The 26,763-nt window shown below is 43.4% G+C and carries 22 protein-coding genes and 1 other annotated feature; of the genes, 4 read left to right on the top strand and 18 right to left on the bottom strand.

The window, feature by feature from the left end; genetic code table 11:
- Nucleotides 1-8 precede the first annotated feature (8 nt).
- The 6 genes from ACFVS1_RS03635 to ACFVS1_RS03610 all read right to left on the bottom strand — a co-directional run bounded on the left by ACFVS1_RS03635 (nucleotide 9) and on the right by ACFVS1_RS03610 (nucleotide 6,532).
- Entirely contained in the window at nucleotides 9-1,028 is a 1,020-nt protein-coding gene (locus ACFVS1_RS03635) for a rod shape-determining protein (RefSeq protein ID WP_034308871.1), read from the bottom strand.
- A gap of 148 nt (nucleotides 1,029-1,176) precedes the next feature.
- Complete coding sequence (gene radC / locus ACFVS1_RS03630) at nucleotides 1,177-1,851, bottom strand: RadC family protein (RefSeq protein WP_241593841.1); 675 nt, start codon at nucleotides 1,849-1,851, stop codon at nucleotides 1,177-1,179.
- Between the two features lie 56 nt (nucleotides 1,852-1,907).
- The gene (locus ACFVS1_RS03625; protein ID WP_241593797.1) at nucleotides 1,908-2,477 is read right to left on the bottom strand and encodes a Maf family protein; all 570 of its coding nucleotides are present in this window, start codon (nucleotides 2,475-2,477) and stop codon (nucleotides 1,908-1,910) included.
- 194 nt (nucleotides 2,478-2,671) lie between these two features.
- Entirely contained in the window at nucleotides 2,672-3,646 is a 975-nt protein-coding gene (locus ACFVS1_RS03620) for a hypothetical protein (RefSeq protein ID WP_387545153.1), read from the bottom strand.
- 306 nt (nucleotides 3,647-3,952) lie between these two features.
- The gene (locus tag ACFVS1_RS03615; protein ID WP_387545152.1) at nucleotides 3,953-4,705 is read right to left on the bottom strand and encodes a prepilin peptidase; all 753 of its coding nucleotides are present in this window, start codon (nucleotides 4,703-4,705) and stop codon (nucleotides 3,953-3,955) included.
- 537 nt (nucleotides 4,706-5,242) lie between these two features.
- The gene (locus tag ACFVS1_RS03610) at nucleotides 5,243-6,532 is read right to left on the bottom strand and encodes a bifunctional folylpolyglutamate synthase/dihydrofolate synthase (RefSeq protein WP_387545151.1); all 1,290 of its coding nucleotides are present in this window, start codon (nucleotides 6,530-6,532) and stop codon (nucleotides 5,243-5,245) included.
- 98 nt (nucleotides 6,533-6,630) lie between these two features.
- On the opposite strand from ACFVS1_RS03610, the gene ACFVS1_RS03605 reads away from it, so the two are divergent.
- Both ACFVS1_RS03605 and ACFVS1_RS03600 read left to right on the top strand, forming a co-directional pair.
- The gene (locus ACFVS1_RS03605; protein ID WP_352919469.1) at nucleotides 6,631-7,572 is read left to right on the top strand and encodes an ATP-grasp domain-containing protein; all 942 of its coding nucleotides are present in this window, start codon (nucleotides 6,631-6,633) and stop codon (nucleotides 7,570-7,572) included.
- Nucleotides 7,541-8,383, top strand: a complete 843-nt coding sequence (locus ACFVS1_RS03600) for an ATP-grasp domain-containing protein (RefSeq protein WP_387545149.1) — start codon at nucleotides 7,541-7,543, stop codon at nucleotides 8,381-8,383. Before ACFVS1_RS03605 ends, ACFVS1_RS03600 begins: the two co-directional genes overlap by 32 nt.
- Before the next feature lie 74 nt (nucleotides 8,384-8,457).
- Here the strand turns inward: ACFVS1_RS03600 and ACFVS1_RS03595 are convergent, their stop codons facing one another.
- Complete coding sequence (locus ACFVS1_RS03595) at nucleotides 8,458-11,109, bottom strand: valine--tRNA ligase (protein ID WP_352919466.1); 2,652 nt, start codon at nucleotides 11,107-11,109, stop codon at nucleotides 8,458-8,460.
- A gap of 42 nt (nucleotides 11,110-11,151) precedes the next feature.
- Nucleotides 11,152-11,381: a binding site (T-box leader), on the bottom strand.
- Between the two features lie 226 nt (nucleotides 11,382-11,607).
- Here ACFVS1_RS03595 and ACFVS1_RS03590 point away from each other — a divergent pair.
- Nucleotides 11,608-11,799, top strand: a complete 192-nt coding sequence (locus ACFVS1_RS03590; RefSeq protein WP_101222799.1) for a hypothetical protein — start codon at nucleotides 11,608-11,610, stop codon at nucleotides 11,797-11,799.
- Nucleotides 11,800-11,855: 56 nt separating this feature from the next.
- On the opposite strand, the gene ysxE is transcribed toward ACFVS1_RS03590, so the two are convergent.
- From ysxE to hemA, 8 genes are all read right to left on the bottom strand, one after another.
- Nucleotides 11,856-12,926 carry a spore coat protein YsxE gene (ysxE, locus tag ACFVS1_RS03585; protein ID WP_387545147.1) on the bottom strand — a complete coding sequence of 357 codons (1,071 nt, stop codon included), beginning with the start codon at nucleotides 12,924-12,926 and terminating at the stop codon, nucleotides 11,856-11,858.
- 88 nt (nucleotides 12,927-13,014) lie between these two features.
- Nucleotides 13,015-14,478, bottom strand: coding sequence for a stage VI sporulation protein D (gene spoVID / locus ACFVS1_RS03580; RefSeq protein ID WP_387545145.1), 1,464 nt, complete (start codon nucleotides 14,476-14,478; stop codon nucleotides 13,015-13,017).
- 393 nt (nucleotides 14,479-14,871) lie between these two features.
- Complete coding sequence (gene hemL / locus ACFVS1_RS03575; protein WP_241593806.1) at nucleotides 14,872-16,161, bottom strand: glutamate-1-semialdehyde 2,1-aminomutase; 1,290 nt, start codon at nucleotides 16,159-16,161, stop codon at nucleotides 14,872-14,874.
- Nucleotides 16,162-16,201: 40 nt separating this feature from the next.
- A complete protein-coding gene (gene hemB, locus ACFVS1_RS03570) occupies nucleotides 16,202-17,194 on the bottom strand; it encodes a porphobilinogen synthase (protein ID WP_352919453.1) in 993 nt (330 codons plus the stop codon).
- 14 nt (nucleotides 17,195-17,208) lie between these two features.
- On the bottom strand, nucleotides 17,209-17,988 hold the full coding sequence (locus ACFVS1_RS03565; RefSeq protein WP_387545143.1) for a uroporphyrinogen-III synthase: 780 nt from the start codon (nucleotides 17,986-17,988) through the stop codon (nucleotides 17,209-17,211).
- Nucleotides 17,988-18,920 carry a hydroxymethylbilane synthase gene (gene hemC / locus ACFVS1_RS03560; RefSeq protein ID WP_387545142.1) on the bottom strand — a complete coding sequence of 311 codons (933 nt, stop codon included), beginning with the start codon at nucleotides 18,918-18,920 and terminating at the stop codon, nucleotides 17,988-17,990. The genes ACFVS1_RS03565 and hemC overlap by 1 nt, the downstream gene beginning before the upstream one ends.
- A gap of 9 nt (nucleotides 18,921-18,929) precedes the next feature.
- The gene (locus ACFVS1_RS03555) at nucleotides 18,930-19,760 is read right to left on the bottom strand and encodes a cytochrome C assembly family protein (protein ID WP_241593810.1); all 831 of its coding nucleotides are present in this window, start codon (nucleotides 19,758-19,760) and stop codon (nucleotides 18,930-18,932) included.
- A 10-nt stretch (nucleotides 19,761-19,770) separates the two neighbouring features.
- The gene (gene hemA, locus ACFVS1_RS03550) at nucleotides 19,771-21,117 is read right to left on the bottom strand and encodes a glutamyl-tRNA reductase (RefSeq protein ID WP_352919444.1); all 1,347 of its coding nucleotides are present in this window, start codon (nucleotides 21,115-21,117) and stop codon (nucleotides 19,771-19,773) included.
- Nucleotides 21,118-21,370: 253 nt separating this feature from the next.
- Between hemA and ACFVS1_RS03545 the strand changes: the two genes are divergently transcribed.
- Nucleotides 21,371-21,853, top strand: a complete 483-nt coding sequence (locus tag ACFVS1_RS03545; RefSeq protein WP_101222808.1) for a LiaI-LiaF-like domain-containing protein — start codon at nucleotides 21,371-21,373, stop codon at nucleotides 21,851-21,853.
- A gap of 65 nt (nucleotides 21,854-21,918) precedes the next feature.
- On the opposite strand, the gene yihA is transcribed toward ACFVS1_RS03545, so the two are convergent.
- The 3 genes from yihA to lonB all read right to left on the bottom strand — a co-directional run bounded on the left by yihA (nucleotide 21,919) and on the right by lonB (nucleotide 26,744).
- Entirely contained in the window at nucleotides 21,919-22,500 is a 582-nt protein-coding gene (gene yihA, locus ACFVS1_RS03540; protein WP_034308918.1) for a ribosome biogenesis GTP-binding protein YihA/YsxC, read from the bottom strand.
- Nucleotides 22,497-24,818, bottom strand: coding sequence for an endopeptidase La (gene lon / locus ACFVS1_RS03535; RefSeq protein WP_352919436.1), 2,322 nt, complete (start codon nucleotides 24,816-24,818; stop codon nucleotides 22,497-22,499). The genes yihA and lon overlap by 4 nt, the downstream gene beginning before the upstream one ends.
- A 255-nt stretch (nucleotides 24,819-25,073) precedes the next feature.
- Complete coding sequence (lonB, locus tag ACFVS1_RS03530; RefSeq protein WP_352919433.1) at nucleotides 25,074-26,744, bottom strand: ATP-dependent protease LonB; 1,671 nt, start codon at nucleotides 26,742-26,744, stop codon at nucleotides 25,074-25,076.
- Nucleotides 26,745-26,763: the final 19 nt, after the last annotated feature.

Below are 26,763 nucleotides of genomic sequence, written 5' to 3'. Positions count from 1 at the left end.
AGTAATGCTTATCGCGAATCTCTTGATTTAGTCTTGAATAAATGAATGTGGTCCAGCGCTTTTCCCGTTCCGATTGCAACACAATCCAGCGGATTTTCTGCGATGATCACCGGCATTTGCGTTTCTTCACTGATGACTTTATCCAAATTGCGCAGCAAAGCACCCCCGCCTGTCAATACAATGCCTCTGTCCATGATGTCAGCGGCTAATTCAGGTGGTGTTTTCTCTAAAGTGTTTTTCACGGAATCCACAATTGCAGAAACTGTGTCGCTTAATGCTTTGGAAATTTCCTCAGCTGTGATTTCAATCGTTTTCGGTAATCCAGTCAATAGGTCCCGTCCGCGAATTTCCATGTTTTCTACGCCTTCCGTGTCTCCAGCAGAACCAATTTCCATTTTGATCGCTTCAGCAGTCCGCTCACCGATCATCAAATTGTAGTTCTTACGGATGTAAACGATAATGGCATCATCCATTTCGTCACCGGCAATACGGATCGATTGGCTTGTAACGATACCGCCAAGGGAAATGATTGCAACTTCCGTCGTTCCTCCGCCGATATCAACGACCATGCTTCCTGTAGGCTCCCAAACCGGAAGGTCCGCACCGATCGCCGCTGCAAACGGTTCTTCGATAGGATATGCATCACGGGCTCCAGCTTGTCTAGCTGCATCAATGACTGCACGCTGCTCAACTGCCGTAATACCAGAAGGCACACAAATCATGACATATGGCTTGTTGCCGAATACGCCCTTCTTCTGAGCTTCCTTCATATAGTACTTCATCATGGTAGCCGTCGTTTCATAATCGGCAATTACTCCATCCTTCATCGGGCGGAGGGCAACCACGTTACCAGGTGTACGTCCGATCATGTTTTTCGCATCGTTTCCGACTGCAACGATTTGCTTTGTATCTGTTTGCACAGCTACAACCGATGGTTCACGTACTGCGATACCTTTTCCTTTCACATAGACAAGCGTATTCGCCGTTCCTAAATCAATCCCTATATCTCTAGCGCCAATTCCAAACATTATGGTATCTCCCTTTCGTAAACAAAAATGCCTTTTTATAAGTTCAAATAATAATTTGTCGTTTTTTGACAATAAGAGTTTTGAAAAAGTTTCCTCTTTTAAAAATCATAAACAATATTATATCGTATCGTCAAAAATTTTGATAGTGTCATAAATAACCTTTTTCCTTCAAACTAACATATTTATGCTCCCCGATGATGATATGGTCCAATACTTCAATCCCGATTATTTTACCACATTCGACTAACCGTTTCGTCACTTCAATATCTTCTCTGCTGGGAGAGGGGTCTCCGGAGGGGTGGTTATGAAGACAGATGATAGAGGCAGCGGACCTTTTGAAAGCCTCTTTGAAGACCTCGCGCGGATGCACGATCGAGGCATTGAGGCTGCCGATGAATACCGTAGTTTTTTGCAGCACTTGATTTTTCGTATTTAAATAAAGACAGACGAAATGTTCCTGTGATAAAAACCGCATTTCTTCCATGCAATAATTGGCTCCATCTTCAGGAGACCTAATCACATAACGGTCTTGATCATTCAATTTGTTAATTCTCCTGCCAAGTTCGACAGAGGCCAGGATTTGAATCGCTTTTGCTTCACCAATCCCTTTAATCACGGTCAGTTCCTCCACTGAAGCTTCTTTTAGCAGGCGAAGGCCCTTGAAGGAATTGATGAGCCTGCCGGATAGTTGCAGGACGGATTCTTCCTTTGATCCCGTCCTCAGTAGCAGAGCGAGCAATTCCTGATTGGAGAGACTCTGCGGTCCGTCCTGCAGAAACCTTTCGCGCGGCCTCTCCTCTTTCGGGTAATCCCGTATTAACATTTTTTCGCTCAAAAGATCAACCCTTCCTTAGAAAAGGAAAATGCCAGAGAAATCGTTCATTCTAACTCTTCCTGCATCGCTTTAAGTTCCCGGGCCAGCCTTGAGACCGGAAGCCCGACCACTGAGAAATAGTCCCCTTTGATTCGTTCGACAAAAAGAGATCCGTATCCTTGAATCCCATAGCCGCCAGCTTTGTCAAAAGGTTCCCCGCTATCCAGATAACGTTCGATTTCAGCTTCTGGCAGCTCCCAAAATGTCACTTCCGTTTTTTCTGCGAATACTCTGCGATGCTTGCCGGATATAATGGCGACACCTGTGTATACTTCATGTGTCCGTCCCGATAACATTTCCAGCATTCTTTTTCCATCCGCACGGCTTGTCGGCTTACCCAATATCTCACCGTCAAGGACAACAACGGTATCCGAGCCGATTACCCAGCTTTCCTGAAATTTTGCTGCGATGGCTTCGGCTTTACGGGATGCCAGTTCTTTCACCGCTGCATCAGGACACATGTTTTCATCAATACTTTCATCGACATTGGAATTCATGCTTTCAAAGGGGATTTGAAGAAATTGTAGAAGTTCTTTACGACGTGGTGATGAAGAAGCTAAAATCAATGGCTGCATAATATAAAAGTCACCTTTCTTTACATAGGGAGATACATAACTATCCTATCAAATTATGGTGCAATCCACAATTATTGTTTACTATGAATCGACAAATGCCCTGTAAGTATTTCCCGGAAAATAAAAAAGGTGTCACAGATGCTTTCATATTGGGAGCTTGTCCCATTGGGCAGCCCCCCTTTTTTTTCCTTTACTTAACTCGATTTGTTTTGGAAATTCAATAAAAAATCAAGAAGACTTTCTTGAGCCTCGAATAGCTTTTCTTCTTTTTTGGAAGTCTCATATTCATCAATCGACTTTGCGGCAGCAGTCAGATCATCGTTCATATTCGCAAACTCCGGAGATAATTTTCCCGCCTTCAGTTCAGCCATGTTTTTTTTCAGTGTTTCTTTGTTTACCGTCCCTTCCTTTCCGCGAAGCTTGGTTGCGGATGTTTCTGCCAACGAAGCATATACTTCCTTCATCTTGTTGAGGGTTTTCTCATCTTCCTGGCTTGTCCCAGCCGCTTCAAAATTGATTTCCTTCCAATATACGTCCACATCATAGGACTTTAAGAATAAGGCCAGCTCCTTACTTGCTGCTAGACTCTCTGCCGATCCCAAGAATAGATAATAGCTCTCTTCCAATTTGAAAATTTCAGCAGGAACCTGCTTTTCAATGATTTTCTTTTGTATTTGCCTTGCCGCATCCTCGCTGCTGAATACTCCTCCCTGTACAAGGAATGTCTTCAGCTGGTTTCCTGGTTCAGTCACTGCCGCTTTTTTATCCTCAACAGTGGCTTCGGTTGGAACCGGAGTCTCGACCGAAGATACTTCGGCTTTTTCCTTTGTAATCGTTTTAACGGCGATCAAGCCAAGAATCGATCCAAAAAAAACAGCACAAATGACTGCGATCATGAATGTCTTGATCGGTCTATTATCAGAACTTTTCAGCGAACTGGTACCAAAACCGATGAGCTTCGGCATTTTCTTCTTTGGAGGTGAGGGAACCAATACGATTTTGTTTTCGTTTGAATCCTCAGGGAGTATCCATTCGAAACTCTCATCTGTGTGTTCCTGTTCCTGCTCCTTACTCGCCGCTTCTTGACTTTCAATCTTTTTATCGGCAAATACTTTTTCTTCCCCATTTATTTTAATCGTTACACCCTTGCTTTGTTCCGGCTTGCCCAATTTTTTTCCTCCCCTCCAGATCATTTTTTTCATCCTAACATAGAGGTAAAAAAAAATAACAAGACTTTTGTCGTCTTGTCATTAATAGGTTTCGTCAAATTTCCCTATTCATATATCGGTAACGAAAATAGACTTACAGGTACTGGTACTTCTGGTTCACGAACCATTCAATATCGCCTCTCACCAGCTACCTACATCACACTTTCATATCAGCTTCACTTGCAGCCAATTGGGGATAGTTCCCTACTGCGCTATCGTTCAGGGATTTTTGACAAATTCCTCTTGGCTTAGGATGGTTCTTTACGCTCATCTTAAAAAAGTTACATACCAATGCAAAAGGGAATCGCCCCAAAAATAAGCAGTCAATGTCCCAAAAACGATATACGGCCCGAAAGGAATAAGTGTTTTCTTTTTTAGTATACCGGTCAGCAATCCGATGAAGCCAAGGAATGCCCCATAAAAGCATGCAAAAAGAAACGATAACAGCACCATCTTCAGTCCCAGTACAAAGCCAATCACTGCAAATAGCTTGATATCACCGCCACCCATGCCACCTTGGCTCACGACTGCAATTAATAACAGCAGGCTAAAGCCAACCACGGCCCCGGCAAGTGAATCCCACCAGGGCAACAGCGGAAAGGAAACTCTTAGAACGATAAAAATCACCGTAAAGAAAAGCAGTATTTTATCAGGTATGAGCATATAGGCGACATCACTCACGAAGATAATCATAAATAATGAAATCAATGTCAAGCCCACCAAGAGTTCGCTCGACCAGCCAAGGAATAGGGGAGCAGAGGCAAACAAAACACCGGTCAGCATTTCTACTATCGGATAAAGGGGGGAAACCCTTGCTTTACAGCCCCGGCATTTTCCGTCTTGCAACATATAGGAAATAACCGGCATCAACTCGAAGAATGTCAATGTACGCCCGCAAGAAGGGCAGGCGGAGCGACGATTCGCAAATGCTTGACCAACTGGAACACTTAAACCGACAACGTTAAAGAATGAGCCTAAAATTAAGCCGAAGACGAAGAGATAGATATGGAAAGCCATCATTTATACAAAGTGCATGAGGAGTCGATTGCTTTTCTATGAAACCGTAATAAAAAAGTCTCTTCTGCTATGTAATCATCACTGGGTTTCTTCATGATTATTCATTCCTCCCGTCTTTCCATTAAGTAGATCCTACTATTCAACAGTCATGTAGAATCAATATATAAACATATTTTAACAAATATACTTGGTGATTTGTTATCAATCATTCTATTAGAGTTTTTTCTTTTCAAGCGGCTCTGTTAACAAGAGAAAAGGACCTTTGAAAAGGTCCTTTCAGACTGTAGACAAACTCAAAGAAAGCGAGTTTGCCCACAGTTTTTTTAGGGGTCTGTGCAATTTAAACGTTGATTGGAAAGGAGCACTCGCTTTTTCTAAGCAGGGGTCTCGAACACCCGCTCCAATCAACCTTATCGATAGAACCCTTTTGCCTAAAGTCTTTGTCGTAAAAATAGAATTAATAAAACTTGAAGTGAAGAGGATACTTTCTAAATATGCATTCGGGAAGATTAATTAGTCCGCCGGTAAAGGCACATCCCTTTAGGCATCTTCTCTGATTAGGAACTCCCTTACAAGTGATAGGAAATGAAGCGACCCTGTGATGACAAGCATCTCCTTTTCCCTTGTTTTCCTTCTGCCCTCCGTTATTGCAGCCTGCCAATCCCTGTTTATCGTTTTATTTGGATGACTGCACTTTTCATAAAGCGTTTTCGCATCCGCCGCCCGTTCATGATCGAATTCGGTAATGATGATTTCCAACGCTTCCGTTTCCAGTCCATGAAGCATCTCGGAATAATTTTTATCTTTAAATGAACTGAATACGAAACGATACTTATAGTCGGGGTAATGCACTTTTAGCGTTTCCTTCAGTACGTCGATGCCGGCAGGATTATGTGCACCATCAATTATCACCAACGGCTCATCCGATATTTTTTCAAAGCGGCCATCCCATTTCGCTTTGCCTATTCCTTTAAGGATGTTTTTTTCATCGATATTTTCCATTCCTAATGTAACAGCAGCTATGGCCAGTGCCGCATTCTCCATTTGATGACGGCCCAACATCCGCATTTCCACATTTTCGATGGACCTGTCTGCAAGCGAAAAGGAGAAACTTTGCCCTCGTTCACTTTGCTTTATTTTGCCTATATGAAAGTCTTTGCCTAATTGGTAATAAGGTACGCCTAATGACGACGCTTTTTCTTCAATTACTTTTGCTGGTTCCCCGGCTGTGACTCCGCTGATGATCGGCGCCCCGCTTTTAATGATGCCCGCCTTCTCAAAAGCAATTTCCCCAAGTGTGTTACCCAGGATGCTCGTATGTTCCAAAGAAATTGAGGTAATGATCGAAAGAAACGGCTGGATGACATTCGTTGTATCGAGCCTGCCTCCCAAACCGGTTTCCATTAAAACCAAATCCACTTCCTTTTTGCTAAAATAAGAGAATGCCATCGCAGTCAAAATTTCGAACTGAGTGGGACCATTCCCCTTACTGTCCATCTCTTGGATGATCGGCCAAAGCTCCCGGAAGACAGCGATAAAATCCTTATCACTGATTTCATCCTCATTTATCTTCAGCTGCTCATTCATCCGTATTAAATAAGGAGAAGTGAACGAAGCGACACGAATGCCTTGGGCAAGCAGGATTTCTTTAATATATTGCAGTGTTGATCCTTTCCCGTTGGATCCTGCAATGTGAATATACTTTAGCGCCTTGTGCGGGTCACCTAATTCAGTTAACAATGCTTCCATCCGTGATAGACCAAAATTCATGCCCAATTGAACTTGGCGCCGTTCAAAAAAATGATTGATTTCTTCCATGGTTGTAACCATTATCGTTGAGCCTCCTCTTTCTTTATACCGCTCTTATGCGTTAAGATTATTTTATCAATATATGAACGATTAACCTAGATGAAAGGTAGTGTTTTACTATGAAACCTTCAGATTTCCACTGTTGGATTGTCGTTAACGGCTATTTACAGCATGATAAGTTTTCCAGTTTGGCTTTGTTCATTAAAGAGGCGGCTGAAAGGAAAGATATCATGGCAACCCTTATCCGCAATTCAGACCTCATTCCCGTAATCAAGAAAGGAGTGCCACTGCTTAAAGGGGCATTCGATAAGCTGCCTGATTTTGTCCTGTTCATGGATAAAGACATTCATTTGGCCCGCCATTTGGAATTGCTCGGCATCCCCGTATATAACAGCAGTAAAGCGATCGATATTTGCGACAGCAAAGCAAAAACACATCAAGCATTGACCGGCCATGGCATACCGATGCCGAAAACTATATTTCCCCCTTTTACGTACGAAGGGATTGAAAGGGTCAATATGGATGCTTTCATACAAATCGGCAATGAAATTGGGTATCCACTTATCGTTAAGGAAGCATACGGTTCTTTTGGCGAACAAGTATATTTGATCGAAACAGAGGATGAGTTACTAAAGACGATCCGTAATCTTGGCCACAAACCATTTATACTCCAGGAATTCATCGAGCACAGTAAAGGCCGGGATATTCGCGTGAATGTCGTGGGCAATCAAGTCATAGCAGCGATGCAACGCCATTCGGATCAAGACTTCCGAGCTAATATGACTGCCGGGGGACAGGCTTCACCCTATTCACCCACCAGTGAAGAAGCACAACTTGCCATCCGATGTGCGCAAATTCTGGGTGCCGACTTCGCTGGTGTCGATTTGTTGTTCGGTGAAGAAGGTCCGCTTTTGTGCGAAGTGAATTCGAATTCGCATTTACTGAATATTTATGAATGTACAGGCATCAACATCGCTGATAGCATGTTCGATTATATCTTTAGAGAATTAGGAAAAGGAAGTGCATCTGATGAAAAAACAAGCAGGCTGGTTGATTTATAACCGTGAGGATGCCTTTAAAAATAAGGGATACATAGATTGGATGCTTGACGAAGCAAGTAAGCTTGATCTTGATTTACACTTTCACCTTCGGGAAGACCTCAGGATCGGTCATCGTTTCAATGAGTTGTACGTGGAACACGGGACTCAGCCAATTTCATTGCCGGACTTTGCTATCGTCCGGACCATCGATCCCTTTTTTACAAGGCAACTTGAGCAACTGGGGATTGCTTGCTTTAACTCCTCCTTCGTATCGGAAATCGCGAATGACAAAGCAAAGACGCATCAATATTTGTCCTCGCTGGGGATTCCAATGGCCGATACCATATATTGTTACGGGATGCCGAGTGCCGATGACATGGAGTTCCCTTTCATTGCTAAGGAAACGAGTGGCCGCGGCGGGAAACAAGTATATTTAATCGAGCATGCCGATGATCTTGCCGAACTGAATGATGGAAACTGGATAGTCCAAAAACCCGGATTATTCGGTAAAGATATCCGCGTATTTGTAATTGGAAAAGAAGTGAAAGCTGCTGTACTTAGGGAATCCGCATCCAGTTTCAAGGCAAATTATACACTGGGCGGATCGGCTTCACTATATGAGCTGACTGCTTCTGAAATAGCCCTTGTTGAAAGAGTAATGAGGTCTTTTGATTTTGGCCTGGTCGGGATCGATTTCATATTTGCCGAAGATGGCAGCCTCATGCTGAACGAAATCGAGGATGTCGTCGGCAGCCGGACATTGAGTGCACTAAGTGATATGAATATCGTACAAGAGTACCTTACATTCATAAAAGAAAGAATATCGTCCTAAATGAATATTTTTCTTGAATAGCATTTACACACAAAAAAGGATGAACCGGCTTCAAGCTGGTTCATCCTTTTGTTTTACAGTTGTTTCAGTTCGCTGATCCTGTGGATGACAGAGTCGCGTTTTTCGCTATAGTCTTTTTCCTTGGCACGTTCTTCTTCGATGACGCTTGCCGGCGCCTTTTTGACGAAGCCCTCGTTGCCTAATTTTTTCTGTACGCGTTCAACTTCTTTATTAAGTTTGTCTAGTTCTTTTTCAAGACGTTTCACTTCTTCGTCGATATTGATCAGTCCTGTAAGCGGCAGGATCAATTCTACGCCAGTTACGACAGCTGTCATGGCTTGAGCAGGTTCTTCGACTTCGATTCCGATCGTCAATTGTTCAGGATTACAGAAACGCTCGATATAGCTGCTGTTTTTCTGTAACGTCTCTAAGATTGATTCATCCTTCGCTTTTAAAATCAAATTGATTTTTTTGCTTAGCGGTGTGTTCACCTCAGCACGAATATTACGGACGGAGCGGATGATTTCAACAAGCAGCTTCATTTCCTCGGCTGCAGCTGTATCTGTCAATCCTTCATTCACTTCCGGCCAAGCGGCAACAGTGATTGACTCACCTTGATGAGGAAGGTTCTGCCAGATTTCTTCGGTAATGAAAGGCATGAACGGGTGTAACAATCTCATCGTGTTATCCAGTACATAAGCCAAGATCGAGCGCGTCGTCTTCTTCGCTGCTTCGTCTTCGCCATATAGCGGAAGCTTCGCCATTTCAATATACCAGTCACAGAAGTCATCCCAAATGAAGTTGTATAATACACGGCCCACTTCACCAAACTCATAACGGTCCGCAAGTCTGGTTACGTTGGAAATCGTTTCATTCAAGCGCGTCAAGATCCATTTATCGGCTACAGATTTCTCACCGCTTAAATCGATTTCGTCATAAGTCATGCCGTTCATGTTCATCAAAGCAAAACGGGATGCGTTCCAAATCTTATTGGAGAAGTTCCAGACCGCTTCCACTTTTTCCGTGCTGTAACGAAGATCCTGTCCTGGCGAGCTGCCAGTAGACAAGAAGTAACGCAGGGAATCGGCACCATATTGATCGATTACATCCATCGGATCGACACCATTGCCAAGCGATTTACTCATCTTGCGCCCCTGTTCGTCACGAACGAGACCGTGGATCAGCACATCTTCAAATGGTCGTTCACCCGTGAACTCAAGAGCTTGGAAAATCATCCGCGAGACCCAGAAGAAAATGATATCATAGCCTGTCACAAGTGCCCCGGTTGGATAGTAACGTTGGAAATCGACACTGTCCTTATCAGGCCAGCCCATAGTCGAGAACGGCCATAATGCCGAGCTGAACCATGTATCCAGAACATCCGTATCTTGTTCCCAGTTTTCAGCGTCCGCAGGCTCATCGTGCCCTACATACACTTCACCTGTTTCTTTATGGTACCAGGCTGGAATGCGGTGACCCCACCAAAGCTGACGGGAAATGCACCAATCGCGAATATTTTCCATCCAACGCAGGTACGTTTTTTCGAAACGATCAGGTACGAAATGAACTTTTTCCTCATCGGATCCCTTTTGAAGCTCAACGGATGCATCAGCCAGCGGCTGCATTTTAACGAACCATTGCGTCGAAAGATATGGTTCAACAACGGCACCGCTTCTCTCTGAATGGCCGACTGAGTGAAGGTGATCTTCGATTTTGAAGAGTACTCCTTCTTCCTGAAGGTCTTTGACGATTTGTTTACGGCATTCAAACCGGTCCATGCCTTCATATTTACCAGCCTTTTCATTCATCGAGCCATCTTCATGCATGACAAGGATGCGCTCCAAATCGTGACGGTTCCCGATTTCGAAATCATTCGGGTCATGAGCCGGAGTAATTTTGACCGCGCCTGAACCGAATTCCATATCGACATAATCATCACCGACAATCGGGATTTCCCGGCCTGTAATTGGCAAGCGGACCATTTTGCCGATCAAGTGTTTATAACGGTCATCTTCAGGGTGTACAGCAACCGCAGTATCACCAAGCATCGTTTCTGGACGGGTGGTGGCAATTTCAATTTCACCTGATCCGTCAACCAACGGATATTTCATATGGTAAAATGCGCCCTGCACATCTTTATAAATAACCTCGATATCGGATAACGCCGTTTTCGTCGATGGATCCCAGTTGATAATGTATTCGCCGCGATAAATTAAGCCCTTGTTATAAAGCGAAACGAACACTTCGCGCACAGCTTTTGAAAGCCCCTCATCAAGAGTGAAGCGTTCACGTGTATAATCAAGTCCAAGACCAAGCTTTGACCATTGTTCACGGATATGGCTCGCATATTCCTCTTTCCATTTCCATGTCTCTTCGACGAATTTTTCACGTCCAAGGTCATAACGGCTCACGCCTTCCGCACGAAGTTTCTGTTCTACTTTCGCTTGAGTGGCGATACCGGCATGGTCCATGCCCGGCAACCATAAAACGTCATAGCCTTGCATCCTCTTCATGCGTGTCAATATATCTTGAAGCGTCGTATCCCAAGCGTGGCCAAGATGAAGCTTACCTGTCACGTTAGGCGGCGGGATGACAATCGTATATGGTTCTTTTTTATCGTCACCCGTCGTTTCAAAAAACTTTCCATCAAGCCACCATTTGTAGCGGCCTTTCTCTATCATCTGCGGATCGTATTTAGTCGGCATAGAAATTTGGTTCTCTTCCATATCATTTCCTCCTTTTTAGGCATAAAAAAACTTCCATCATCACAAAAGGACGAAGGAAGTTGTTCGCGGTGCCACCTTTTTTCCGAAAAAGAAAAAAATCACTTTTCGGCTCTCAAATCGGATAACGGCTCTTCACCGGCCTTCGCTACTAAGTGGTTCACGAAGACTGCTCGCGGACGACTTCGGATGCTGCTGCCTGGAAACCTCGCACCAATTTGGTTTCCTCTCTGAAAAGTGCATATCATCTTACTATTTCCGGTCTTTGCATTGATTTATATTCATATGTAAATTGATTGAATGCATATAGTATATAGTACAAAAAATATGGGGCTCCAGTCAATCATCTTTTCGCTTACTTTCCCAGGAATCATCCCATTTGATACATTCAAGGTCGTTTTCTTTATTTTATCCTCCAGGAACAGTAAATGTGACGGCTTTATCACCTTTTCCACTGCCCACCCATAGAATATAAGAAGTCCTAAAAAGGAAGGTAATAATATGAAGCGAAGATATACTCCCTATACTTTACCGCCTTGGATGAAGAAATTCCGCGGTGTCTGCCAGCAGTTCATCGTCCCCTTTATCGTATTCCAAGGATTACGCACACTGATTTTTCCGACTTTCTTCGATATGCTCCTGCTAATCGCATTTATTTTCCTGGCCATGTCTTTATATTTCGAATGGATTTAATTATTCCCCTACAGCAAAAAAATATACATGACTGGAGATGATCCAATCATGTATATTTAGCTTGGAGGTGATTGTTCTTCTTTGGCAGCCTCGGCAGCAGCCTTTTTCTGCTGTTCGATCTCTTCGATTTTCATCACCATATATTCAATATTTTTCAGAAGCCAAAATTGCCGCTGCAGTTGAGTAACATTATCCAGCTCTGAACGATGGACCCTGCCATCGGAATAACTCTTCACTAATTCCAAAGCTGATCCAGGGAATGCCAGATAACTTTGCATGAGCAGCAACTCTTCTTCCTTCAACGGAAAATAACGAAAATAGTTATATAGCCAGTCAACGCAGTCATCGCATTGGACAGGATAGGTCCTGGCCGATTTAACGAGAAATGGCAGTAAATCGAAATGCGGCGGAGCTGTATTCGAATTCTCAAAATTGATGAAGTAGCCATACCCCCGCTCATCATAAACAAAATGCTTCAAAGAAACCTTTCCGTGCGTGACCACGGTTCGAACCTTTTCACTTTCCTTCGTTTTTTCATACCAGGTTTCAAACTTCTTGATCGAGTACTTCAGCGCCTGTGAAATATCAGTGTAGAAAGAACAAACCGTCATTTCGAATGGAGACATATACCACTTTTTTTCACAGCTGACAATATACTCATCCATAAAGTCTTTTTCATTATTCCATGCATCAAGCGTCCGCTCATAATGGGCTTCCCTTTCCTCCATATCCACTTGTATTTCCTTAACGGAAAGTGTATGCATCCGAGCAAGCTCCCTGAACATTTGCTTATGTTTTTCATCGCGCTCCCCATCCCCCTCATTATTAAGCCAGGGCATCAGGTAATACAAACGGCCATTATGAAGAACGGCGTAACGCTGATCAATCGTTTGATAAATCGGAACGATCCGATTATAGCCGCGATGGTACAGTTTTTGAACATTTTTGATAAAATCAATTCCGTTCTGCGGTATCATCGATTTCAATGCAAATGTACCGCGATCACTGTATACTTTTTTCACACGCCCGAAGTCCTCGATATATTGAACATACATGGCATATTCCTTCAATACGGTTTCCATGTCCCGATTCCGATTGGCAGTCTGCTGATTCTCGTTTTCCCTCACGAGACTCACTCACTTTCTCTAAAAAACTAAACATTCTCCACTCACCTAAAAAACAGGAGCAGACCATATGCTCTGCTCTCTGTCCCGATCAATTCTTATATGCAACCGCCTTCGGTATATAGATGACTTGCCCTTCATGAACGTTTTGATTCGACTCCAATTCATTGCTGAAAAGTATCGATTGAACCGTAACATCATATCGTTGAGCCAAGTCATCAAGCGTTTCCCCTTGCTGAACAATGCAGACTTTCATCCTTACCAGTTCTTCTTCCTGTTTCCGCCCGAATAAATCCATGATGGAGGGCTGCTTCTCACCATGATCGGCCGTTTCTTTATCATCACGTTCCTTGGCTTGTTTCCTGCCTTTGAAATTCTTAACCTCTTTAGCCGGAGGCGCAGGCCTTTCCCTCTTTTTGAATAGATCGCTTAAGGACGAATTGGATTCCTCTTCCTGCTCCACCTTTACATGTTCATTTAGAATAGGACCCGCTGCAACGCCATCTTCCTCCTGCCGTATGACATCCTCGGTTTCTCTGGAAACAGGACTATTTTGATGATTGACCGCTTGACTTGGCTCTTCTACTACGTCTTCTTCTTCTTCTACTTCTTCTTCAACTTCTTCTTCTACTTTCAATGTCACTCTAGGAATCTCAATCTTCTCCACTGGATCCTGCCTGCTTGGTTCTGCCTCCAGTTTCGCCTCTTCCATGGAAGGTACCTTTTCCGTTGGGTCAGACGGATCTCCAATAACTTCTTCCTCTACAGCTTCAGCTTCTTCCTCTACAGCTTCAGCTTCTTCCTGTCTATGCACTTCCGTTTCCCATTCCTCCTCTTCAGGATATGGTGAAACGGGAATTTCAAAAACTGGGGCACTATGCTGATCGCTTAAATAAATCGGTTCCTCTTCTTCTTCTTCATTTGCTTCAGAAACTCGTTTTGACTCTGCAGAAAAGGGCGCGTATAACTCTTCTTCCTCCTCATCACGGAAAACAGGCTGAAAGTCCGGGATCGGCGGCACTGCAGCCGCATAAGGAATATACGACTCATTTTCCCCATCCGTTTCTTCTTGTTCCTCTGTTTCCCCAACTTCCTGCTCCGTATCGAACCGTTCTTCCACATATGAATCATTATAGATTCCGGTTATCAAAAGATCCGCCTGCAATTTCAAACAGTTATGCTCTGGCATGGCATAATCAAAGCTTTGAATCGAGACATCGACCTCATCCAATGAGGCAATCCGATTATTCGGAATCGTTATGTCAACCGGAAAACGGTGTGTGAACTCATTAAGTCCATTGAGATGCCGCTCGACCTTTTGAACCGCTTTTGGCAAAAAGGTCTGCGAAAACTCCTCTTCTTCACCATTTTGCGAGTCTTTATATTCACCGCTTAAATCCAACGAGCCTCGTATAAAAACATATTGATCACTTTCTTGAATCGTCACATTTGGATCAAGCGAAATGGAATATAGCTCAGCCACTTCCTGTCCCTTCTGGAACCAAACGGATTCCTCTAAAGAAAATCGTAAATACGATTCATTTTCTTGCGACAAAAACAACTCCTCCTTTCAGCTTCAGGAAACGGTACCTATACCAATATCAATCTATGAAAGGAGAAAGCTGATTATTCCTTAATTTCATATGCCACACTCGAGACCTTATATTTACTGAACCTTTTAAAAAGAAGGGATTCAAATTTTTCAGGCAAAAAATAATGCGGGATTGTAACAATCGGCATGAAAATCTTGAATGAAACCATTAATTCGGCCTTCCGCCATTTTATTGGACCTAGCTCCATATTAATTCGGCCTCCAACATTTAATTGACCTTCCACGTATTGATTGAATTCAAAAAAACTGGCTGCCTTTCTCCAAAAGTTTTTGGAAAATGGTAGCCAGTTCAAATTTATCATTATTCAATAAATCGTTAGTTCATGAAGCCTTGCATCATTTTTTTAATTTTGCAAAAGCCTGTTCTGCTGCTGTAATGGTCTTTTCGATATCTTCATCACTATGTGCAGTGGAAAGGAATAAACCTTCAAACTGTGACGGCGGCAAATAGATGCCTTGATTCGCCATTTCCCTATAGTAAGAAGCAAAGAACTCTAAATCGGATGTTTTTGCTGTATCATAGTTTACGACTTCTTCATTCGTGAAGAAAAGTCCAATCATGGAACCCGCACGGTTGAACGTATGGGGAACTCCGTATTTTTCCGCTGCTTCCCCAATACCTTTTTCGAGCATATCCCCTTTTCGGGTGAACTCATCATAAGATTCTGGAGTCAATTGGCTCAGCGTTTCAAGGCCGGCCGTCATGGCAAGAGGGTTACCCGACAATGTTCCCGCTTGATAGATTGTCCCACTCGGGGCAATTTGTTCCATGAATTCTCGCTTGCCTCCGAAAGCTCCGACAGGCAAGCCGCCGCCAATAACTTTCCCAAGGCAAGTCAGGTCAGGTACGATGTCAAAATAGCCTTGTGCACAATTATAGCCGACACGGAACCCTGTCATCACTTCGTCAAAGATCAATAGAGCCCCGTATTGGGTCGTCACTTCACGTAAGCCTTCGAGGAAACCAGGTTGTGGCGGAACCACACCCATGTTCCCTGCAACAGGTTCTACGATGATACAGGCAATGTCTTCGCCAAATTGTTCAAATGCGTATTTGGTCGCAGCTAGATCATTATATGCTACGGTAATCGTATTTTTTGCAATGCCTTCCGGTACTCCCGGGCTATCCGGTAAACCTAATGTCGCAACGCCGGAACCCGCCTTGATCAGCAAGGAATCGCCATGGCCATGGTAGGAGCCTTCGAATTTCAGGATTTTATCACGGCCTGTAATGCCTCGTGCCAGCCTTAGTGCACTCATCGTCGCTTCGGTACCTGAAGATACCATACGGATCATTTCAATCGAAGGCACGCGTTCAATGACCAGCTTGGCCAGTTCATTCTCAATCTGTGTCGAGGTTCCAAAGCTTGTACCTGATTCCGCTACCTTTTTCAATGATTCCACGACACGGTCATTCGTGTGGCCCAGGATAAGCGGTCCCCATGAAAGAACATAGTCGATATATTCATTTCCATCGATATCATACATTTTTGAGCCTTTTCCGCGCTCCATGAAAATGGGATCCATGTCCACAGATTTGAAGGCACGCACCGGGCTGTTCACGCCGCCTGGCATCAAATTTTTTGCTTCGGCAAACGCTTTTTTCGATTTTTCATATGACCGCATGATTCAATCCCCTTTTCCATTACAGGTTATATTTTTTATATCATTGATTATCTTCGTTTATCCAGCGTGCTACCTCTTTTGAAAAATACGTAATGATCAAGTCGGAACCTGCGCGTTTCAAGCCTGTCAGCATTTCCATCACTATCGCTTTTTCATCAATCCAGCCATTTTGGGCAGCTGCCTTAACCATTGAATATTCACCGCTGACATTATAGGAAACAACAGGAAGATTAAAGTTATTCTTAACGTCCCTGATGATGTCCATATAGGAAAGGGCCGGTTTCACGATTAGGAAGTCCGCACCTTCTGCAACATCGGATTCAGCTTCACGGAAAGCTTCAAGGCGATTGGCGGGGTCCATTTGATAAGTTTTCCTGTCGCCGAATTGCGGCGCGCCATTTGCGGCATCACGGAATGGTCCGTAAAAAGCCGAAGCATATTTCACCGCATAGGACATGATCGGAATATCTTCATAACCCGCTTCATCCAGACCCGCACGGATGGCCGCAACGAAACCGTCCATCATGTTGGAAGGCGCAATGATATCGGCGCCGGCCTCTGCTTGGCTGATTGCTGTTTTGGCAAGAAGGTCAAGTGAAGCGTCATTGAGGATTTTTTCCCCTTCTACGACCCCGCAATGGCCATGGCTTGTATACTCACATAGGCAGGTATCCGCTATGACAATAACATCAGGATATTGTTTTTTAATAAAACGGGTTGCCTCTTGCACAAGTCCGTTATGGTGAAATGCCCCTGTGCCCTGTTCGTCTTTATCATGATCAAATGGGACACCGAATAAAATGACAGATTTAATACCCAGACTGACGACTTCATCCATTTCGGCACCCAGATTATCCATGGATAGCTGATAGATACCTGGCATGGAGTTGATTTCATTTTTCACATTTTCTCCGTCGATGACGAAGATCGGATAGATCAAATCCTCTTTATGCAATTGTGTTTCACGGACTAAAGCCCTCATGCCAGCACTTGCACGCAAGCGACGGTGGCGATTGAATGGAATGTTTTTCATTTTAAAGTTCCTCCTTATTTACTTCTTTTCAAAATGAAGCGTATTAACTCCGCAACCATGGCATCCGTTGTATAAACATCTGGACAGACATTGACGGATAGCCCATGTTTTTCAGCCGTTTTAGCGGCAATCGGCCCGATTGCTGCAATGATGATCCGGTCTATGTATGTATCCAATTCATGGCGTTTCATGATCTGTAAAAAATGATTGACCGTCGATGAACTCGTAAAGGTTATGATGTCGATATCACCGTTCTTTATAAGCTGCACCAGTTTTTTTTCACTGCTTCGAGGAAGCACGGTATGATAAATAATCACTTCATCACAGGATGCACCAGCTTCATTGATTGCCTCCGCAATAACCGCCCTTGCGAGATTTCCTTTTGCCAGCAACACGCGGGACCCTTTATCAAGCAGGGCATTGAACTCCGCCACGAACCCTTCGGCAACAAACTGAGTTGGAACGAAATCCGCCTTATATCCATGTCGTTTCAGGGCCGCCTCTGTTTTGGAGCCGATTACGGCTATTTTCGGAAGCTTTAAAGGCTGGTTACCAAGAAGCTTAAAGAAGAAATCCACCCCATTTTGACTGGTCAAAATGATCCAATCATATGAAAGCAACTCTTCTAACCGCTGTTGTACATCTTCCAAATGATCAGGAAGAGTGAACTCAAGCAATGGCACAAGAAGCGGCGTTCCGCCATTTTTTTCGATCGACTCTTTTAAACCATCTGCCTGTCCTTTCCCTCTGGTGATTAATACCTGATAATCCTTAAGAGGTTGAAAGGGATTCATTACTGATCAAGCTCTTCTTTTACGCGATCGATCAATTCTTTGCCGCCCATTTCGCTAATCTGTTTGGCAGCAGCATGCCCAACCGCCTCGGGATCGGTTCCCTCAACCATTTCTTTATAAATCACCTTGCCATCCGGGGCAGCGACCAAAGCCGTCAAGGATACGGATCCATTATCTTTTGCCACCGCAAATCCGGCAATCGGTACCTGGCATCCGCCTTCCATTTTATCCAAAAAGGCACGTTCCGCTTCAACCGTTCTTTTTGTTTTTTCACAGGTCAACTTCGCAAGTTCCGCCAGCAGCTCTTTGTCGTCTTCGCGGCATTCAATGGAAAGTGCCCCTTGTCCAACTGCCGGAATGCAAATATCTTCATCTAAAAATTCGGTTACGATTTCTTGCTCCCATCCCATTCTTGATAGTCCGGCCGCCGCTAAAATGATAGCATCATAATCTTCCGTTTTCAGCTTATTCAGTCGGGTATCGATATTACCGCGAATCCATTTAATTTCAAGGTCCGGCCTTCTAGCCAAAATTTGCGCGCCGCGGCGCAAGCTGCTTGTACCTATGATGGAACCCGGCTTCAGTTCGGAAAGGGTTTCATGATTTTTTGAAATCAAGGCATCCCGATGGTCCTCCCTCGGTGGTATGCAGCCAATCGTCAAGCCCGGAGGCAGCACTGCAGGCATATCTTTCATACTATGTACGGCCATATCAATTTCTTTATCAAGCATCGCTTGTTCGATTTCTTTAACGAATAAGCCCTTTCCACCTACCTTGGAAAGTGTTACATCAAGGATTTGGTCACCCTTTGTGACAATTTCCTTCACCTCGAACTCGTATGGGACCCCAAGCTCTTTAAGTTGATCGATAACCCAGTTCGTTTGGGTGATCGCTAATTTACTCCGTCTAGAACCGACAATTATTTTTCTCATAGTTTCCTCCTATGTATTCCAAAAGTGGAATGTTGAAAGGCTTCCGAAAAGGAAAAAGTTAATTAACACAATCATGAAAGATCCAATATTCAGAAAGGCTAGCGTCCTTCCATACATTTGTTTCCGAATTTTCAAGTATAAAAACACACTGTAAGCGATAAGCAAAATGAATGAGCCGATGATTTTCATGTCCAGCCAGGATACCCCAGGCACTTTTATATAAGCCCATTGAATCCCCAGGATAAGGGAGACCAATAATAATGGGACACCTATTACTGCGAGGACATAAGACATATGCTCGAGCTTTGTTAAATCGCCGAGTCGAAGCAGGCGTTTTCCCCATTTCTTCCGTTTCAGTAAATCATATTGAATTAAGTATAAAAGTGAAAAAACGAAAGACAGCGTGAATGCCCCATATGATAGGATGGCAAAAGTGATATGTATGAGCAATAGCTCTGAAACCAGGCGCTGTGCAAGCACTTGTGATTCTATCTGAACAGGTGCAAAGGTATGGATGGCCATGACCATGAAACCTAATACATTCGTAAAAAAGACCGTAAAATCGACTCTTAGCAATCGGTTAATGATTAAAGATAGCGATATGAGGACCCATGCATAAAAATATAAGCCTTCAAAAATCGTCAATACAGGGAACCTTCCCGTTTTCAACACATACAGAAATAAAAAAATTGTTTGCAGTACCCAAACAATAGAAAGCAACCAGAAGGCGACCCTATTCGCCTTCTGGTTATTATTAAGGAAATCGATAAAATATAAAAGCATACTGATGGCATACAACAAAACAGTGGCTTCATGCAATCTTGTCATTAGTAATTCCATATCTACCTCATTACTGGACAGGAACTGGATTCAATAGGGATGACTTGGAGCTGTTCCGTTCTTTTTCATCCGCAACCAGCTGGTCCTCAATCAATTCCTCTAAATGGAAGATTTTCACGAAATTATTCAATTGCTCTTTTGCATTCGGCTCATCTGCCAGCTCTTTTGCATAAAGTATCGGATCTTTCAGCATTTGGTTGATGATGCTTTTCGTATGCTTGTTGAGAACTTTTTTGTCACGTTCACTTAAATGCGGAAGCTTTCTTTCGATGCTTTCCATCGTTTCCCTCTGTATCGATAGGGATTTTTCCCGTAAAGAAGAAATGACTGGAACCACACCAAGCAAATTAATCCATTGGTTGAAGTCCACAATTTCTGATTCGATCATCAATTCTATTTTCTCGGCAGCTTTTTTGCGTTCTTCAATATTGGCTTGCACGATCCCTTCAAGGTCGTCAATGTCATACAAGAAGACATTTTCCAGCTCGGCCAATGTTGGGTCAAGGTCACGCGGCACTGCGATATCGACCATGAAAATAGGACGGCCTTTACGAAGCTTATTGATGAATGACATCATTTCCTTTGTTACAAGAAGATCTTTTGATCCAGTGGAAGTAATCAGGATATCAGCATCCACTAAAGCGCATTGCAGCTCTTGAAGCTGCTTCGCTGTACCATTGAATCTTTCGGCCAAGTCGACCGCTTTCTGAAAGGTACGGTTAATGACAGTAATGCTGTCTGCTCCATTACTATGCAGGTTTTGAATGGCTAGCTCACCCATCTTACCGGCACCAAGAATCAAGACGTTCTTGCCATTCAGGCCACCGAAGATTTTTTTCGCAAGCTCGACTGCCGCATAGCTGACGGAAACGGCGTTCGTATTGATCTCCGTTTCTGAATGGGCTTTTTTAGCTAAGGTAAGGGCTTGCTTGAAGAGATGGTTAAAAACGGTACCGATCGTATCTTCCTTCTGCCCTAACAGATAGCTTGAACGTACTTGTCCCAAAATCTGAGTTTCTCCCAGTATCATGGAGTTCAAGCCGCAGGTAACTGAAAATAAATGCTCGACAGCCCCATCGCCTTCATAAATGAACAGATATTTAGAAAATTCTTCTTTATCGATTTTAAACCATTCCGAAAGAAATTCCTTTATATAATACCTGCTTGTATGAAGCTGGTCACCGACCGCATAGATTTCCGTCCTGTTACATGTTGAAATAATAATATTTTCCAAGATGCTTTTTTTATTTTTAAGAGCTTTCATTGCCTCGGCAAGTTCGGCTTCGTTAAACGATAGTTTTTCCCGAATTTCTACAGGGGCAGTTTTGTAATTTATACCAACCGCTAGAATATGCATCCTTTTGTTTTGCACCCCCAAAATTTTTCATGTAAATTTATTATACCATGTACTAAAATGGTTTTACGCAAATAATATGAACAGTTTATGAAAACGTATGCTACCATGAAAAGACAGCCAAAACGCCCGAAATGCTACAAAAGGTGTCTAAGCGGGATTGGTAAGTTACATACATATTTCGACATTGTGTACAAAAGTACCATATCAAAAATGGCAAAAAACTTCAAGTAATCGAATTGCATAGGAGGATAAAATGAAAACGCAGCGTATTTTCCCAGGAATCGTATTAATCGGTTTCGGGCTCTATTTTTTTCTTGAACATTCCCAAATCGAAATCTTTCCAGGTTTTTTCAGCTGGCCCACTTTATTATGTATAGTTGGTGCAGCCTTCCTGATTCAGGCATATAGCGGCAATGAATATGAGTCCATCCTGCCAGGCGTCATCTTACTGGGGTTCGGGGCTCACTTCCATATCGTCGAGAATCTGGATATTTGGCCGGATAATATAGGTATCTTTATTTTAATCATATCGCTGGGATTTATTCTCCGGGCACGTAAAACAAATTCTGGAATGTTTCACGGGATGGTAATACTTCTCATTTCGATCACTTTCTTATTCTATGATCAAATCACATCGTCTTTTGGGCTTGTTGAAACAAGCACTGCGAACATCGAAAGGTTTTGGCCATTTGCCTTGATGGCAATCGGCATTTATTTTTTGGTTCGAAAAAAGTGAGATTGCCGATTCGCAATGTTTGCAAATGAAAAAAGGGTATTCCAGATGCGGAATACCCTTTTCTTTTACATATATTTCTTAAGGACGCCCCAGGCTTGTTCCTTGCCTTCGCCTGTTTCACCAGAGAATAGAAGCAATTCATCTTCTTTTTCCATATTTAACGTTTGGCGCGTGATTTTCAAGTGTTTCTGCCATTTGCCTTTTGGAATCTTATCCGCTTTGGTTGCAATGACGATCCGGGGCAGGTCATAATGCTTCAGGAATTCATACATCGCGATATCATCCTTTGTCGGCGGATGACGCAAATCCACAATCAGAAGCGCAGCGCGGAGCTGGTCTCTGGAAGTGAAGTACGTTTCGATCATTTTTCCCCAAGCATCACGCTCCGTCTTGGATACTTTTGCATAACCATAACCCGGTACATCCACAAAATGGAGTGCTTCATTTATGATATAAAAATTCAAGGTCTGCGTCTTACCTGGTTTAGAGGATGTGCGCGCCAAGTTTTTTCGATTGATCATTTTGTTGATGAAACTGGATTTTCCCACGTTGGAACGGCCTGCCAAGGCAAATTCCGGTATAGGAGTATTGGGATATTGCTCAGGCTTCACAGCACTGATGACAATATCTGAACTTGTCACTTTCATTCGTTCACACCTACCAATGCATGCTCAAGGACTTCATCGACGTGTGAAACTGGAACAAATGTTAATGCTTTACGGACACTTTCCGGGATATCATCAATATCCTTTTCGTTATTTTGCGGGATGATGATTTTCGTAAGTCCTGCGCGATGGGCCGCTAAAGATTTTTCTTTAAGCCCGCCGATCGGAAGAACCCGTCCGCGTAATGTAATTTCGCCTGTCATGCCTACCTCTTTTCTGATCGGCCTGTTTGTAAGGGCCGATATTAACGCTGTTGCAATCGTGATGCCTGCAGAAGGGCCATCTTTTGGGACCGCACCTTCAGGGACATGAATATGAATATCATATTTTTCATGGAAGTTCGCATCAATCTGAAGTTTCTCGGTTTTTGAACGGACATAACTGAAAGCGGCCTGGGCTGACTCTTTCATTACATCGCCAAGCTTTCCTGTCAGGATCAGCTTGCCTTTACCTGGTGATAAGGAAACCTCGATTTGCAGCGTATCGCCGCCTACCGATGTGTATGCTAATCCATTTGCTACACCGACTTGGTTCTCGACCTCCGCCTGTCCATAATGGAACATGGTTTTCCCTAAAAACTCCTCGACATTCTTTTCTGATATGACGACCCGCTTTTTATCTCCGGACACGATGATTTTTGCAGTCTTCCGACAGATGCCTGCAAGCTGTCGCTCCAAACTTCGAACACCGGCTTCCCGAGTATAATAACGGATGATTTTTGTAAGAGCTTCCTCACGGATTTGCAGTTGTGACTTCAATAAACCATGGTTTTCCAGCTGTCTAGGCAGCAAGTGATCCTTGGCTATATGAAGTTTCTCTATCTCAGTATAACCTGCAATCGAAATGATTTCCATACGATCACGAAGCGGGCCAGGAATCGACCCCAAATTATTCGCCGTCGCCACGAACATAACTTTGGAAAGATCGTAAGTTTCTTCAATATAATGATCACTGAAATTATGATTTTGCTCTGGATCGAGTACCTCCAGCATCGCTGCAGATGGATCTCCCCTAAAGTCATTGGACATCTTATCCACTTCGTCCAGCAAAAAGACTGGATTGATCGTTCCGGCTTTTTTCATGCCTTGAATGATCCTTCCTGGCATCGCCCCTACATATGTACGGCGATGTCCGCGGATTTCTGATTCATCGCGCACCCCACCTAAAGATATACGGACGAAATTCCTATTCAGTGATGAAGCGATCGATTTAGCCAAGCTGGTTTTCCCAACCCCTGGCGGTCCCACCAAGCAAAGGATCGGTCCCTTCAATGAATTGGTCAATTGCTGGACGGCCAGATACTCAAGCACCCGCTCCTTCACCTTTTCCAAACCATGATGGTCCCGGTTCAGGATTTTTTCGGCTTTATGAATATTCAAGTCATCTTTGGTGGCTTTGGTCCAAGGAAGCGAGATCAACCATTCGATATAATTGCGGATGACAGAACTTTCGGCTGAGCTGGAAGGAACCTTTTCATAACGGTCCAATTCCTTTAGTGCCGTTTCTTTGATGTGATCCGGCATTTCCGCTTCTTCTATCTTTTCGTTGAGAACCTCAATTTCCCCTGTTTTTCCTTCTTTATCTCCCAATTCCTTTTGGATCGCTTTCATTTGTTCTCGTAAATAATATTCCTTCTGAGTCCGTTCCATCGAACGCTTAACACGCTGGCCAATTTTTTTCTCGAGAAAAAGAACTTCTTTCTCGTTATTGATGATCTCGATTACACGGCTTAAACGCTTTTTCATATCAATGGTCTCAAGCACTTCTTGTTTCTCCTTCAATTTCAAAGGCAAATGGGAAGCGATTATATCCGCTAAACGTCCAGGCTCTTCAATATCAGAAGTGGACGAAAACGTTTCACCGGTTATTTTCTTGGACATTTTTATGTATTGTTCAAAATAATCCAGTAGGGTGCGCATTAATGCCTGATGTTCAGCATCCTTTTCATCACTGTCTTCATATATTTTAATCTTGGCACCATAATGTGTCTCATAATCGTAAAATTCAATGACTTCTGCGCGGTTCAATCCTTCCACCAACACCCGGATTGTACCATTTGGAAGCTTCAGCATCTGTTTTACCTTTGTTAAAGTTCCCATTGTAAATAAATCTTCTTCAGCTGGTTCGTCCAACGAAACATCTTGTTGTGTCGTCAAAAATATAAGATGGTCTTCCACCATTGCTTTCTCAAGGGCTTGTACCGATTTATCTCGGCCTACATCTAAATGAAGTACCATCGTTGGATATACAAGCAGTCCTCTAAGCGGCAGGAGGGGGACGATGATTTCTTTATCAGTCATTTCCTGACACCTCCATCTAATTAGTATCGTCGTTGTAAACTATTTACCCATGTTCTCAACCTTTTAACAATTCTATCCTATTTATATAGAAGTGTCTATTCGTTTACCTTAACACGTTTCGACTGCTATTATTATCTCCAATATTAGATAAAAAAGCACGTCTGAATGCGTGTTTATTTTTACTTCAGGTTAGTCTGGAAAGCCAATATGGTCCTTAAAATGCCCCGGTTCTTGTTTTTAGCCGGGGCATCTCCTTTATACACTTTCTTTTTTTGATAGGTCCAAGGTTGTGAGGATTTGTTCCGACATCATTTCTTTTTTCAGTGCCTGATCCAGCACTTCTTTCACATTCGAAACGGGAATGATTTCTATATCCTTGATTTCTGATAGAAGTGGCTGCATGTTTTCGGCTGGGACGATTACTTTCTTTGCCCCGGCCAGTTTTGCCGCCTTGATTTTCGGAATGACACCGCCGATCGGTTTAACGCCGCCATGAATGCTTATTTCACCAGTCATCGCCACTGTGTGATCAACAGGGATTTTATATATGGCCGAGTATATGCCTGTGGCCATTGCAATTCCTGCAGAAGGGCCATCTACTGGACTTCCGCCCGGAAAGTTCACATGGATATCGAATTGATCGGCAGGCACTCCCATCGACCGTAAAACCGTAATGACATTTTCAATTGAACCTTTTGCCATGCTCTTGCGGCGAATCGATTTGCCGCTTCCGCCGCCGATACTTTCTTCTTCAACGATGCCAGTAATGTTTATCGATCCTTTTTCATCAGAAGCGGCCATGACCGTAACTTCGATTTCCAGCAATGCCCCGCTGTTGGGACCATAAACTGCAAGACCGTTGACAAGGCCTATTTTAGAATTCGCTTCTATTTTCCTGTCCATTCTTTGGGTCAGCTGGCTGCTATGGGCCATCCAATCTATATCTTCTTCTCTGATAAAAGTCCTGTTTTCATTAATCGATATTCCAGAAAGAGTCTGGATCATGTTGACAGCTTCCCTGCCATTTCGGGCATAATCCGAAATCGATTGCAAGCCTTTTTCACTGATGGTGATCCCTACTTTATCTGAGGCATTCTTAGCCACGGTGATTATTTCTTCCCGGTCAAGTTCACGGAAAAACACTTCTATGCATCTTGAGCGTATCGCAGGCGCGATTTCATTTGGTGTTCTAGTTGTGGCTCCAATCAATCGAAAGTCAGCAGGCAGTCCATTTTTAAAAATATCATGGATGTGAGTGGGAATATTTTGATTTTCCTCTTGATAATAAGCACTTTCCAGAAAGACCTTACGATCCTCCAATACCTTTAACAGTTTATTCATTTGTATTGGATGAAGCTCTCCTATTTCATCTATGAACAGTACGCCTCCATGTGCATTACTGACTGCGCCCTGCTTTGGCTGGGGAATGCCTGCCTGTCCCATCGCCCCGGCTCCTTGATAGATTGGATCGTGCACAGAACCGATGAGCGGATCAGCAATCCCTCGTTCATCGAACCTGGCTGTGGTGGCGTCCAATTCAACGAAAACAGCTGAATTCTTAAAAGGGGACTTGCCATTTTTCTTCGCCTCTTCCAAAACAAGTCTGGCAGCTGCCGTTTTCCCTACCCCTGGAGGACCGTAAATTATCACATGCTGGGGATTCGGCCCGCATAATGCAGCTTTTAAAGATTTAATCCCATCTTCTTGACCGATGATTTCATTAAATGTGCTTGGTCTGACTTTCTCTGCCAATGGCTCTGTTAACGAAATCGATCTCATCTTCCGTAATTGGTCCATCTCCTTACGTGAATCACGGTCAATGGAAACTTTTTGTGTCCTCTGGCCTTTCAATAAGTTCAAAAAATACAATCCAATAATAATCCCAAAAAACAGCTGGATAAACAACGCCAATCCTGTCCAATTCATCGTATTCCCTCCTGCACTC

It is taken from the genome of Peribacillus sp. NPDC058075 (assembly GCF_042885195.1).
Lineage (GTDB): Bacteria > Bacillota > Bacilli > Bacillales > DSM-1321 > Peribacillus.
This window is presented reverse-complemented; position numbering and strand designations above follow the sequence as displayed.

Excerpts from the sequence above, each read along its gene's own strand:
- ACFVS1_RS03635 (WP_034308871.1), bottom strand. The coding sequence starts at position 1,028 with ATGTTTGGAATTGGCGCTAGAGATATAGGGATTGATTTAGGAACGGCG.
- hemB (WP_352919453.1), bottom strand. The coding sequence starts at position 17,194 with ATGAAAAACATTCCATTCAATCGCCACCGTCGCTTGCGTGCAAGTGCT.
- ACFVS1_RS03545 (WP_101222808.1), top strand. The coding sequence starts at position 21,371 with ATGAAAACGCAGCGTATTTTCCCAGGAATCGTATTAATCGGTTTCGGG.
- ACFVS1_RS03625 (WP_241593797.1), bottom strand. The coding sequence starts at position 2,477 with ATGCAGCCATTGATTTTAGCTTCTTCATCACCACGTCGTAAAGAACTT.
- lonB (WP_352919433.1), bottom strand. The coding sequence starts at position 26,744 with ATGAATTGGACAGGATTGGCGTTGTTTATCCAGCTGTTTTTTGGGATT.
- lon (WP_352919436.1), bottom strand. The coding sequence starts at position 24,818 with ATGACTGATAAAGAAATCATCGTCCCCCTCCTGCCGCTTAGAGGACTG.
- ACFVS1_RS03600 (WP_387545149.1), top strand. The coding sequence starts at position 7,541 with ATGAAAAAACAAGCAGGCTGGTTGATTTATAACCGTGAGGATGCCTTT.
- hemL (WP_241593806.1), bottom strand. The coding sequence starts at position 16,161 with ATGCGGTCATATGAAAAATCGAAAAAAGCGTTTGCCGAAGCAAAAAAT.
- yihA (WP_034308918.1), bottom strand. The coding sequence starts at position 22,500 with ATGAAAGTGACAAGTTCAGATATTGTCATCAGTGCTGTGAAGCCTGAG.
- hemA (WP_352919444.1), bottom strand. The coding sequence starts at position 21,117 with ATGCATATTCTAGCGGTTGGTATAAATTACAAAACTGCCCCTGTAGAA.
- ACFVS1_RS03610 (WP_387545151.1), bottom strand. The coding sequence starts at position 6,532 with ATGGTTACAACCATGGAAGAAATCAATCATTTTTTTGAACGGCGCCAA.
- ACFVS1_RS03565 (WP_387545143.1), bottom strand. The coding sequence starts at position 17,988 with ATGAATCCCTTTCAACCTCTTAAGGATTATCAGGTATTAATCACCAGA.
- hemC (WP_387545142.1), bottom strand. The coding sequence starts at position 18,920 with ATGAGAAAAATAATTGTCGGTTCTAGACGGAGTAAATTAGCGATCACC.
- ACFVS1_RS03615 (WP_387545152.1), bottom strand. The coding sequence starts at position 4,705 with ATGATGGCTTTCCATATCTATCTCTTCGTCTTCGGCTTAATTTTAGGC.
- ACFVS1_RS03590 (WP_101222799.1), top strand. The coding sequence starts at position 11,608 with ATGAAGCGAAGATATACTCCCTATACTTTACCGCCTTGGATGAAGAAA.
- radC (WP_241593841.1), bottom strand. The coding sequence starts at position 1,851 with ATGTTAATACGGGATTACCCGAAAGAGGAGAGGCCGCGCGAAAGGTTT.
- ACFVS1_RS03605 (WP_352919469.1), top strand. The coding sequence starts at position 6,631 with ATGAAACCTTCAGATTTCCACTGTTGGATTGTCGTTAACGGCTATTTA.
- ACFVS1_RS03555 (WP_241593810.1), bottom strand. The coding sequence starts at position 19,760 with ATGGAATTACTAATGACAAGATTGCATGAAGCCACTGTTTTGTTGTAT.
- ACFVS1_RS03595 (WP_352919466.1), bottom strand. The coding sequence starts at position 11,109 with ATGGAAGAGAACCAAATTTCTATGCCGACTAAATACGATCCGCAGATG.